This window comes from Mucilaginibacter sp. UYP27 (assembly GCF_040547175.1).
GTDB lineage: Bacteria > Bacteroidota > Bacteroidia > Sphingobacteriales > Sphingobacteriaceae > Mucilaginibacter.
On sequence record NZ_JBEPPE010000011.1, the window covers coordinates 73550 to 84456 of the forward strand.

Below are 10907 nucleotides of genomic sequence, written 5' to 3' on the forward strand. Positions count from 1 at the left end.
ATTCAAAAAGTTGTGAGTGGCATCCCGGCCAATAGCGTTTCACTTGAATAAGTGGACAATGACTGAAAACATAGTTTTTCTCCTCCAATTTTTATACCGTTTTGTGACTGTCACCAATAAATATATATTATTTATACAAATGGTTGCATTTCAGTAAGGTTCCTACTATCTCTTTTTGCAACCGCTTATAAGAGTTGAGCAGTATTTTCCGGAGATTTAAAAATTGCGCTTTATTGTCAATGGCTTAAACGCTTTAAAAAACTCACTTATAAATAGTTCAATTTTTAATTTCTAAACTTATTTGTAAATAACGTTTAACTTTATTTGATCAGGAAGTGTTAGCTTTGATCAAAAAACAACCAAACCCATCATGAAAAATCTCTCTTTGACAATTATATCAATTATCGCGTGTATTCAATTGTCTTATGGGCAATGGGTGGCCAATGGAACGAATATTTACAATAGTAATTCCGGTAATGTTGGAATAGGTACTTCAACACCAAATCGTAAATTTACAGTAGGCGGAATGATTTCATCTAACAACAGTGGTCAGTCCGGGTTTCATTTATATAATAATGGTTCTAATAGTGAATGGTATATTCAACAAAAATCGCAGACGGATCCCAGTTTTTATATCACCCGGTTTGCAGCCACCAATTCATCGGATTACTTTACAATAACATCATTTGGAAATGTCGGCATCGGTACCGCAAATCCTACAAGTAAATTAACAATAGCCGGTGCCGGTAACGCTAATCCAAATACCGGGAGTGAAACTGATTACATAGGCTTAAATCTGACTTTTAAAGGAGAAAGTCAGTCCCAGTCTTTCAATTTAGGATCCCTTAAAATGGTTCAGCCGACTGGCGCCTATGTTGATAATGCTGATATGGTATTCTCTACAACTTTGCAAAATTTGTCTGAAAAAATGAGAATTACCGCAGGAGGAAATGTCGGTATCGGGACGTCAATCCCGGACGCGAAATTGTCGGTAAATGGCACAGTTCATGCTAAAGAAGTTAAAGTGAATTTAAATGGGTGGCCAGATTATGTATTTCATGAAAGCTATAAACTGACGTCACTTACAGACGTGAAAGAATATATAGAAAAAAACCATCGTTTGTCTGATTTACCATCTGCGGAACAGGTTGAAAAGGAAGGCTTGAATTTAGGTGAAATTAATAAGATACTTACTAAAAAGGTGGAAGAGTTGACTTTGTACCTTTTAGAACAGGCAAAATTGAACCAAGAACAAAGTAAAAGGATTCAAAAATTAGAAAGTCGATTTAACAGGTAGGTCGTTATCATATCTTTAACATCAAATAATCAATCGAAATTGGTGTCTAACTGATAATCATTTTTAAGTTATAGTCTCCGTTTTTGACCATTCTTTCGGTAAGATTTTCATGGACTGTTTAAGCTCTGCTGTCCCGCGCGTAAAATTAAGTCGCCGCCTGTATTAAGGTCGCTTATGTATATCGTCATTTAGCCTGATGCTTTACAACGCAGTTCATATAGTATTTAACTGATTTTAGTCTACCGGGTTGTTTCTACATAAACGGTCATATGTAAGACCTGCTGCTTGGTGAGACGATCACGGTCAGGCATCTGCAGTGCAACGGAACGTATAAAGCCGATCTCGGCCGTCGAACGCATTTGGTCCAGAGTGTGCAGCAACGCATCATACTCTCCCTCCAATACTAGTTTTTGTATCAGGTAGCTGCCTGTGGAGGACAGCGGGTCCGGAACCGGAATATCAGTTAACCTGACATTTTGTTTTTGAGCGATGAGCCCAATTTTGTTAATTACCTGGTTACGGAAAACGGCAGTGTCTATCCGAAACCGGGCGATCAGGGTATCCAGATTTCTTTTTTTGCGTACCTGATAAAGCGGTTTGGTAGTTTCTGTATTAGATTGCGCCGCGTTGGCTGTCAGTACCCGGTTATTGCTCCAGGCTTCGATTGTCGGCTTGAAAGCGAGCTGGTAGCAAATCAGTAGAAATGCGACAAGTCCCGCCCACAATATGTATTTTCTTTCCTGTATGATCGTACCCATATTAAAATTGTATGGTTAGGGTAAATTGACCTGTTTGTTTTTCCGGGTCTATGGTAAAACTTTGTACGGTACAATTCTTCACCCAAGACATGACTTTTAGCCGGGCTACCCATTCATTAACCGATAAGATGCCGGATGACGTACCGATTACCTGGATGTTTCGGTCACGGAATTGCAGCCTTTTCAGCTTTCGGCTTTCGACCGGATCTACCGGGTTGACGGACACCTCATCCAGTGTAACGTCGGACGGCAGCACGGACGCCAACCGGTCAATCATAAGCGCTTTATTGAGATCCTGGTCCCAGCCAAACTGTTTCAGCAGAACCTCTTTTTTTTTGATTTGACCTTCCATATCATTCAGGTCAGCAGTGTTTTGTTGCGAACTGAGCGTCGTGGCTTCCAGCTCGTTGTTTTCACGGAACAATTTCGAAAAAACCCAGGCATTCAGAGAAAGTACTATAAAGAAAAAACCGAGCAGAATCAACCCGTACAATTTCCATTTATTTTTTTCAGTCAGCTGCACCAGGGCCGCATCAACGACGGATACTTGTGCTTTGACAGGTAAAAGGCGGTTTTCCAGCACAACCTGGAAGGCAGCGGCATAGGGCACCAGCAGGGATTCGTCTAATGCTTCGAGGTCAGCCTTTAAAGGATAAGGCGACCGAGAGTCTTCGCGGTAGGAATAGCCGGTCCAGTCATCCGCCTCGTCACGAACGATTTCGTGACCGTCGAACAGGAAATCGCCACCGTATACATTAAGCTGTTTCATGATTGAATAAACTGGAAATGGCCCAAGGCTCAGCATGATAATTTCCATTCCAATGCTTTTGAATTCAGCTAACCACTTATCCGCATCAGATTTCCTTATCATGGATATATAAGCATAAGCCCCGGATGTAAAATGCTGCATATAAAAATCAGCCGGCTCGCTATTGGGAAGTAAGCCCCGGAAGATTTCCGGGGTTAGCTTTTCGAATTTTTCAGTTCGTTTATGTAACACCCCTTTTCCATTCAGGTTTAGGGATACGATGCTTTTTGCCGGCAAAAATTCCGGTAACTGTTTGATCGAATAAAGCCCCGTCACCTTTTTATGGATCTCCAGTTGGTTTTTTTTTCGGCTCACAGCACAGGCAGTGACGCGAAGGTCATTATTCCGGCTGATCTGCAGGGACACCCCTGTGCAATGATCCGTTTGGTAATATTCCTCCAGCATTTCGTTACCGTAAAATGGTGGACTTAATGAATAATACCGTCGTCACCTTGGCGGTTGACTTCGACCTGCTGCTGAACACCCATTTAAGGATCGGTATGCGCGACAGGATGGGCCAGCCGGAACCACTTTCGCTACTTTCGGAACGTTCGATCCCACCTAATACGATCGTGTCTTCGTTATGAACGCGCAGGCTGGTCTCAAATTTACTGATAGCCTGGGGCGGCGGCGAACCATCCGTCGGTATAGAAGTAAAATCAGACAAGTTCACTTTTATTTTCAGGGTAACCTGGTCATCGCCTGATACGATGGCGTTGACGGCTATTGCCAGATCAGCATTCACTTCCTGGTACACATTGGTAAAGATGGATGATGGATTATTTAAAGACGGAATCACATTCTGGGTCGTATTTCTATAATACGCCTTTTTACCTATACTGAGTAAGGCCGGGTGCCCGTTCATCGACGCCAGTTTTGGCACGGAACGGATATTGATATTATCGCTGGCTTCCAGTGCTCTGAGGCGGACATAAAAATTTGGCACGACCCGACCCAGGTTCAAACTTGTCGAACCGCTGATCCGACTTAGAAAGTCATTAATAGATCTGGAGCCGAATGTGTAATCCAGTCCCGGCAAAACGGAACCACCCGTTTTCACGCTGTCAGAAACCCCGGCACTTATACCGGTAGATAGCGTGCGGCTTTTTCGGATGTCGATCATAGTAACTTCAACCAGTACAACCGGTACCAAAACGTCCATTTTATGTATTAACGCCTCAATCTCATCGATTTGTGCACCCGATCCCGATAATAGGATAGAATTCTGGTCACGAAACTCTTTTATTTCTACGCCTCTTTTCCAGTCGTTGGGAATCATACTGGCAACCGTATCGATCGACCGATGCTCCAAGTGTATCATTTTAAATGTCCGCAGACCTTCCAGTTTGCGGTCTCCTATCAGGTAGATTCCGTTTTCAGGATGAAATGTATAATCCGTACTTTTCAGTAGCAGGGATAAAAAGCTATCGTAAGATACATCAGATACATGCAAAGTGATGCTGCCTTTCAGTTCAGAATAGATAGAATAGTTTTTATTGGCTTCCTGGGAAGCTTGTTTAACCAAGTCGGCAATGGAAGCATTCACGGCATCGGCTGACAAAAGTTTTTGTCCGTTCACCAACCGGCTATATAACCCAGAACGACTGCCACTTCCCCCTTGCTGATTAGCACTTTTGAAATTTTTTCGCGTTGAGGTTCCTTTATCCCCGTTAACGTATACCTCCTCGTTTTCTTCCAGCGGCTGGAACAAGTAAAAACCGTCGTTGGTCTTGACAACTTTAATGTTATTTGTAAAAGCAAGTTTTTCGATAGCAGCATCAAAAGGGGCGGATGATATAAAGGCGGTCACGATAATTTGTTGCATTCCCGCGGTTACTACCACATTCTTACCGGAAAGGAGCGTGATCTTCTTGGCGACAGCCTGCAGGCTGTCGTTGTTCAATTCCAGCGAAAGCGTATTATCAAAGCGGGTGTAATTAATTCGCAACTCTTTGACCGGCGGGCCGGCCAGTAATGCCGGATCATGGTAAGGGGTCACATAAAGGATCGTGCCGATCACAGTAATGTCCAGGTTATATTTCCGTGCCAGGAAGGTGAGCACCTCTTTAGCGGTTACACCGTTAAATGTATCATTAACAGGGAAATTCAGCTGGGGATCACAACTGATACTCAGGTTTGCTGCCCGGGAAAGCGCGGAAAGGTATTGGGGCAGGGATATGCCGCTCAGCGTAAGCTGCATTTTCTGGTTCAGGCCAGGTACGGTTGCAAGTAGTTGCTGGAGACTGCTTTCAACGGACCGGACATGGTCCTGCTGCCCTGCCGCATTAAGGCTGATCAGCAAAAACATAAAGGCCGCAAATAATCGGGTAAACAATTTGTTCATACACATTAGTAGTTAAATAACAGGGGATAGATTTCTTCCAGAGAGGTCATGCCGGCTTTAAATATCCCAAAGGCATTCTCAGCGAGGGTCCGTACCCCCCTATCTTTTAGTAAATCATTAATATACATATTACCTTCCTTAATTTCAAAGGCCAGTTCCCGGTCGATCGGGATGACTTCGTAGACCGCCTTGCGACCTTTGTAACCGGTGAAATAACATTGCTCGCAGCCCACAGCCACATAATGATGGCTGACCGGCGTAAAAGGTGTGAATTGCTTGGGATATAAGCCGGTGTCAAATGCGGCCTCTTTTTTACAATTCGGGCAAAGCAGGCGCACCAGCCTTTGGGCGACCGTGGTATTCAGGGTACTGGCGATTAGGAAAGGGGGGATCCCCATATCTATTAGGCGGGAAACAGTCCCCCAGGCGGAATTGGTGTGAATGGTGGATAAGACCAAGTGCCCGGTTAAAGCGGCGCGGATGGCCATATTGGCGGTTTCTGTATCACGGATCTCGCCGACCATGATCACGTCCGGATCCTGGCGCAAAAAAGTGCGCAATGTAGATGCGAAGGTCAGACCGATAGACTCCTTGACCTGCGCTTGGTTCACACCCTCCAGTGTATATTCAATGGGATCCTCGATGGTCATGACATTGCGGGTTTCCTCGTTCAGCATCTTCAGGGTGGCGTAAAGCGTGGTCGTCTTGCCGGAACCCGTGGGCCCGCTGATCAGCAGGATACCGGCGGTGCGTTTAGCCCCTTCCAGATAATTAGATAAGTCCTGTTCAGAAAACCCGAGTGTGGTTAATGCAATGCCGGTAGCGTCATTATTCAATAAGCGCAATACGACTTTTTCCCCGTGCAGCGTAGGCAAGATAGATACACGAATGTCAAACTGATAACCCTGCTGTTTATAGTTGATTCGCCCGTCCTGCGGCAGGCGCTTTTCGGCTATATCTAAGTTAGCATTGATCTTAATCTTGTTGATCAGGGCGGGGTATTCCTCTCGCTTCAATAGGTAACGTTCCACCATCATACCGTCTACGCGGATGCGAACGCGGCATTTCTGCTCATAGATTTCGATATGAATATCACTGCTTTTTAGACTTTTGGCTTCCGCGATCAGGTCGGAAAAGAAACTCTCGGCATCGCCACGGCTTGTAGATTGGGTAGTATCACGGGCGGATGACTTCTCTATATAATATTTAGACAAAAGTTTACTGATTTCGTTCTCCGGGATCTGCTCAAGTTCAACTGTATTGCCCAATACCATTTCCAGTTCATCCTGAAGCGTATGCTTTTCTTGATGTTCGGCACAGTAAAGTACAAATCCACCATCCTTTCTCGATTTTGGCAGCACGCGGTAATGCCAAGCCTGATCTTTACTCAGCCAGTGGATATTTTCGGTTAACAATACAATTTCACTCATCAGGCCAGTTTCAATAAACGGATAGTCAACCAACTGTCGCTGCTCAGGTCTATTACCCGGTCAAAGCGGTCCCAGACGATTAATATGGCCATCAGCAACGCCTGGGTACCGGCCAGGGGGATACTCTTGCTTGAGCTTTTGGTTAAGCCTAGCCACAAAAGCCAGCACACAAGGGCCAGCATTAAGCTTATGACATAAAAAAAGATAAAATTTAACACGGAAAGATAAAAAGCGGCACACAGCAGGAAAAAGATATCCCCCCATCCTATTAAGGTACCGGTGAGCTTAACGATCTGTTTGTTTTTAATATAGAAATAGAGTGATACCAACAGGAACTGAAATAACAGGAAGCTGATATTGATCAGGCCGGCGACAACGGCCAGCGTCACGTCTCGTCGTTGAAAAAACCAGGCAACAATAAATAAGATCAGTAACAAAGGGAAAACCCACAGGTAAACTGCCCGCCATAGCATGTCCTGCACCATGATCCCCAGCAATACCCCCACCATCAGTAAAGTCAATAGCAGCATTAGTCTGGAATCACTTCTTTGATATTACGGTCCTGGTCGACCTCCCATATGTTAAATTTTCCGTTCCCGTTGAAATCAGTTACGGAAACCGCACGGGCTGTAAAAGAGGTATTGTCCGCCCTGACGATCTCAATGCGATAGTTAGCCCTGCCGTCTTTACCATCACTCACCAGCTTACCCTGTTCATAACCTAGTTCTATCAAGTCATTGCTATACCGTGAATGTTCGAAATAATAGCTTTGCTCTAAGGTCTGCAGGTACGCCAGTTGAGTCTTGGCCTCTACATTTTTAGCTTTGGTTATGAATTTGAGCATACTGGGTGTAAGCAACGTCACTAAGATACCGATGATAGCTAAAACAACAAGCAATTCGGTTAGAGTAAAGGCATCAACCTTTTTTTTGAAGAGATTATGTTTAGGTTTCATTTTTAATTAAGCCCGGAAACAGCCGGAAATTATTTACTAATATAAGGAAATTCCCGATTAAAAATTATTAATTCACTCTCAACTTAAAAAAAGTTTTGATGTGCCACTCTCCGCTCCTTATCAGAACACCTTATACAATGTTTAAAAAGATATATAGGATGTTTCCTCGCACATTGATCAGTAATGCCCCTTTAAAATGGTTTGTTTTGCTGCTATAACATGAGCTACAAAAGATGGCGCAGCTATTTAATATTACTACTGACCAGGTAATTAACCATGATGGCAAAGTGCCTAAAGAGGTGATTATTGAAGATAAAACAGCCGTAGAAAAAATGCGCTTAATACAGCAGCTTGACGAGGACGACAAGCAAACTATTTTTAAGCTGATCGACAAGATGCTGGAACTAAGGGAATATGCTACTTTTAAATAATAGCCCTCCTGAAAAATGTGTACTTACTACACATTTTTATTAAACCATAAAATCGTAAAGAAAATTCTATAACTTTAAGGTAAGTTGAGGTAAGTAGCGTATGGATTTTTAACGCTGATAGGTTTTAAGATGCGCTGCACGTTTTTGATCTGCTCCCGCACTTTTCTTTCCTCATACTGGTCGATCAGCCCGGCGCTTAGTTTCCTTTGGTAATCCATGATCTTTTTGTCCTGCTCCGGGCTGTTATCCATGTACAGCAATATGCAGCGGTTCGCATTGTCTTCATAGAGCTGCTCCCTGGTCGTCCGGCCTGATATGCAAACCGGGCCTTCTACATTCAGTGTTACCGTTTTCAAGTTGCCTTTGCTGTCTTTCAGCGTTACCGTCTTGGATATTTTACGCTTGCTTTGCAGTCCCCGTAATGGGTACTGTACCGCTTCTGCGCCGTCCATATCTTCAATGAGCAGCAATTTATGTTTCAGATCTTCTTTGCCTAAGTAGTTAAAAGCGTTCATGCTTAGCGTACTGATCTCTATTTTATCTTCTTCCGGCATCAGTTCGCTTACTTTTTCCTGTAGCCAGGTCTTGCCCGTACCGCTTGCACCCAGGCACATCAGGTGCAGCGGCGTATGCCGTTTCCTCGATGTATAGGTGAGGTAGGCGATCAGGCTGTTCGTTTCTTCGCCCACCAGCCCACTTTGGGCGATGGCCGGTTTTGTCCTTTCTAACAAGTCTTCGGATTTAAGGTATTGGATGGCTGCTTTGCGCTCGGGTTCGGTTAGCTGCTTTTTTTCAACTTGTTTGGGCTTCGTCGCTTCCAGGCGTTCCGCCCGGTAATTTTCTAAGGCAGTCGTTAGCTGGCTTATGGCCGTGCTGATCTCTGCGGTGCTTACGTCCAGCGTTTCGGCTGATTTTTCGATTAGCTGCTCTGCTTGAATGCTGTTGTACAGGTCAAGGTTATGGCGAAAGGCATTATTTTTATAGTCCGTCCTGATTAGCTTTAACGTTACTTTCATGCGATCTAAGCCGGTTAACTTAATACCACCAAGTATGGCAATATGCAGTTTGCCGTCCAGGTAGATCAATAGTTCCGCATTTTCCGTTATCAGTTTCGCCATGTTGAAAAAAAGTTTGATGAGAACTATTCTGCACAAAAGTAAACAAGGATTTGTTTTTAACAAGAGTACGATAATTTTATTTATTAACTTTTGTTCTCTACATTTGATATAATCAATAGCGTTAAGTACGCTTTTGTGCATTATCATGAACATTGGCGACAAGATCACTATATTACGTAAGGCTAAAAAGATTTCACAAGCCGACCTGGCTAAGGAAGCGGGCGTATCCCGTGAGATTATCGGGCGCTATGAACGTAACGAGGTTTCGCCCTCTGTAGACGTGGCTAAAAAGATTGCAGACGCACTGGAAGTGTCTTTAGATTATTTGGCTGGTGGCAGCGACAAGGCTGCTTTTGACAAGCAGACTTTAAAGCTCATCAATGAGATTGAGGAACTGGAACCCTCTGTCAAGGATAAACTCATATTCCTGGCCAATGCCATTATCAGGGATGCCAAAACCGGTAAAGCGTACGCTCATTAAACAATAAAGTCCCGGTTAAGGGGCTTTTGTTTTAAGATTTATCTTATAAGGGCTAGTTTAATACATAAAACACAACTCGTTGGAAACTAACTGATTATTGCAATATTCAATTTTAGCCTCGGTGGGTATGTTGTTGTAGTTAAAGAATAATTGAATCTTATATCTATGTCTTTTAATTAAAGCTGGTGATATATCATTTAATCTAATTAAAAGCGTTGATTTGTATAAACCATTACTGTTAAGTAAAACACTATTTTTATCAGTAAATGCTATTGTTTTGAGATCAATTAAGCCCTTACAGGGAAAATAGAGTTTCTCCACTTTTGATTTAAGATCAATTATTTTGAGAGCTGCCAACCCTTCGCAAAAAGCTATTTTTGATATTTTATAGAATACTTTAGCGGTATCTCCATTATCAATTCGATACCGAATGCTAAGTCCTGACTTAGTCATAATTGGCTTCATAATTAACAGTTTGGCTGTTTGTCCAAATGCCATATGAATGGATAAAAGCAAAATAATGGAGATAATGACTTTCTTCATGGTTGTATTACTAATTTAGGAGGAGTGGCAGTAAGTGTTGGATTAGCTATCTTTTGAGCTGGAGCTTTATCAATATCTTCTCCATATGCAGCCTTTTCAAACTCTTTACCCTCCTCGTTTTTTGTTTTATAAGAACCCCTTGACTGAGTATGTCGTTTTCCTGTTCCTACATGCACACCCTCATGAAATATTGTTGATTCAAGGTATAATTCCCCTGCATTCTTATCTCCCGTTGTTGTTGCGTTTTCATATGAATCAACAACTCCATTGTCTAATTTAATCAATCCTCGTCCTCCACCTTTTACGTATTTACCATTCTCATCAGAATTTACTAAACCATTACCCTCTTTATATAATTCTGTTTCACCATTTGCTGTTCCATTTGCGAGATTTTTCTCGACAGTTACTCGAGGCCCTTTACCATATGTGACAAAATCTTTTATTTCATTGTCCGTCATCCTGCTATATTGCTTAAAAGTATTCCTGAATGCTTGAGGTTTGTTGGCGTAAGTTGAAGAAAGGTTTTTAGCGTAAGAAACAAGACCCGGATATTGTTTCGCAACCTTAGGATCAATCTCAATATTCCCATCACTATCAAAAAATCTCATTGGATTATCAAATCCATAACGATATGGAGTCCATGCCTGCATCTTTTCCGCCAACGGATCCACACTCGTCCACCTCGCAATGACCGGATCATAAAACCGCGCGCCATAATCGTATTGGCTACCACACTTTTTTT

Annotated in this window: 12 protein-coding genes; 3 read left to right on the forward strand and 9 right to left on the reverse strand. The window is 42.9% G+C overall.

Going from position 1 to position 10907, the window contains the following annotated elements; genetic code table 11:
- The first annotated feature begins 370 nt into the window (after positions 1-370).
- On the forward strand, positions 371-1297 hold the full coding sequence (locus ABIB39_RS20765) for a hypothetical protein (RefSeq protein ID WP_354432100.1): 927 nt from the start codon (positions 371-373) through the stop codon (positions 1295-1297).
- Between the two features lie 239 nt (positions 1298-1536).
- Here the strand turns inward: ABIB39_RS20765 and ABIB39_RS20770 are convergent, their stop codons facing one another.
- The 6 genes from ABIB39_RS20770 to ABIB39_RS20795 are packed head-to-tail and all read right to left on the reverse strand — an operon-like array spanning position 1537 to position 7592.
- Complete coding sequence (locus tag ABIB39_RS20770; protein WP_354432101.1) at positions 1537-2055, reverse strand: hypothetical protein; 519 nt, start codon at positions 2053-2055, stop codon at positions 1537-1539.
- 1 nt (position 2056) lies between these two features.
- Positions 2057-3268, reverse strand: coding sequence for a hypothetical protein (locus ABIB39_RS20775; protein ID WP_354432102.1), 1212 nt, complete (start codon positions 3266-3268; stop codon positions 2057-2059).
- A gap of 4 nt (positions 3269-3272) precedes the next feature.
- On the reverse strand, positions 3273-5207 hold the full coding sequence (locus tag ABIB39_RS20780; RefSeq protein WP_354432103.1) for a type II secretion system protein GspD: 1935 nt from the start codon (positions 5205-5207) through the stop codon (positions 3273-3275).
- A gap of 5 nt (positions 5208-5212) precedes the next feature.
- The gene (locus ABIB39_RS20785; protein ID WP_354432104.1) at positions 5213-6637 is read right to left on the reverse strand and encodes a GspE/PulE family protein; all 1425 of its coding nucleotides are present in this window, start codon (positions 6635-6637) and stop codon (positions 5213-5215) included.
- Entirely contained in the window at positions 6637-7167 is a 531-nt protein-coding gene (locus tag ABIB39_RS20790; protein ID WP_354432105.1) for a hypothetical protein, read from the reverse strand. Before ABIB39_RS20790 ends, ABIB39_RS20785 begins: the two co-directional genes overlap by 1 nt.
- A complete protein-coding gene (locus ABIB39_RS20795; protein WP_354432106.1) occupies positions 7167-7592 on the reverse strand; it encodes a type IV pilin protein in 426 nt (141 codons plus the stop codon). Before ABIB39_RS20795 ends, ABIB39_RS20790 begins: the two co-directional genes overlap by 1 nt.
- Before the next feature lie 233 nt (positions 7593-7825).
- On the opposite strand from ABIB39_RS20795, the gene ABIB39_RS20800 reads away from it, so the two are divergent.
- A complete protein-coding gene (locus tag ABIB39_RS20800; RefSeq protein WP_354432107.1) occupies positions 7826-8023 on the forward strand; it encodes a hypothetical protein in 198 nt (65 codons plus the stop codon).
- A 74-nt stretch (positions 8024-8097) separates the two neighbouring features.
- Here the strand turns inward: ABIB39_RS20800 and ABIB39_RS20805 are convergent, their stop codons facing one another.
- The gene (locus tag ABIB39_RS20805) at positions 8098-9141 is read right to left on the reverse strand and encodes an MTBMA_p00010-related P-loop-containing protein (RefSeq protein ID WP_354432108.1); all 1044 of its coding nucleotides are present in this window, start codon (positions 9139-9141) and stop codon (positions 8098-8100) included.
- Between the two features lie 145 nt (positions 9142-9286).
- Here ABIB39_RS20805 and ABIB39_RS20810 point away from each other — a divergent pair, with 145 nt between their 5' ends.
- Positions 9287-9622: a helix-turn-helix domain-containing protein gene (locus tag ABIB39_RS20810; protein WP_354432109.1), complete on the forward strand. Its 336-nt coding sequence runs from the start codon at positions 9287-9289 to the stop codon at positions 9620-9622.
- Between the two features lie 57 nt (positions 9623-9679).
- On the opposite strand, the gene ABIB39_RS20815 is transcribed toward ABIB39_RS20810, so the two are convergent.
- Together ABIB39_RS20815 and ABIB39_RS20820 are read right to left on the reverse strand one after the other, a co-directional pair.
- On the reverse strand, positions 9680-10165 hold the full coding sequence (locus ABIB39_RS20815; RefSeq protein WP_354432110.1) for a hypothetical protein: 486 nt from the start codon (positions 10163-10165) through the stop codon (positions 9680-9682).
- Positions 10162-10907: RHS repeat-associated core domain-containing protein (locus ABIB39_RS20820; protein ID WP_354432111.1), on the reverse strand; the 746-nt coding region annotated here is incomplete at its 5' end. The genes ABIB39_RS20820 and ABIB39_RS20815, both read right to left, overlap by 4 nt.

Excerpts from the sequence above, each read along its gene's own strand:
- ABIB39_RS20765 (WP_354432100.1), top strand. The coding sequence starts at position 371 with ATGAAAAATCTCTCTTTGACAATTATATCAATTATCGCGTGTATTCAA.
- ABIB39_RS20770 (WP_354432101.1), bottom strand. The coding sequence starts at position 2,055 with ATGGGTACGATCATACAGGAAAGAAAATACATATTGTGGGCGGGACTT.
- ABIB39_RS20775 (WP_354432102.1), bottom strand. The coding sequence starts at position 3,268 with ATGCTGGAGGAATATTACCAAACGGATCATTGCACAGGGGTGTCCCTG.
- ABIB39_RS20780 (WP_354432103.1), bottom strand. The coding sequence starts at position 5,207 with ATGAACAAATTGTTTACCCGATTATTTGCGGCCTTTATGTTTTTGCTG.
- ABIB39_RS20785 (WP_354432104.1), bottom strand. The coding sequence starts at position 6,637 with ATGAGTGAAATTGTATTGTTAACCGAAAATATCCACTGGCTGAGTAAA.
- ABIB39_RS20790 (WP_354432105.1), bottom strand. The coding sequence starts at position 7,167 with ATGCTGCTATTGACTTTACTGATGGTGGGGGTATTGCTGGGGATCATG.
- ABIB39_RS20795 (WP_354432106.1), bottom strand. The coding sequence starts at position 7,592 with ATGAAACCTAAACATAATCTCTTCAAAAAAAAGGTTGATGCCTTTACT.
- ABIB39_RS20800 (WP_354432107.1), top strand. The coding sequence starts at position 7,826 with ATGGCGCAGCTATTTAATATTACTACTGACCAGGTAATTAACCATGAT.
- ABIB39_RS20805 (WP_354432108.1), bottom strand. The coding sequence starts at position 9,141 with ATGGCGAAACTGATAACGGAAAATGCGGAACTATTGATCTACCTGGAC.
- ABIB39_RS20810 (WP_354432109.1), top strand. The coding sequence starts at position 9,287 with ATGAACATTGGCGACAAGATCACTATATTACGTAAGGCTAAAAAGATT.
- ABIB39_RS20815 (WP_354432110.1), bottom strand. The coding sequence starts at position 10,165 with ATGAAGAAAGTCATTATCTCCATTATTTTGCTTTTATCCATTCATATG.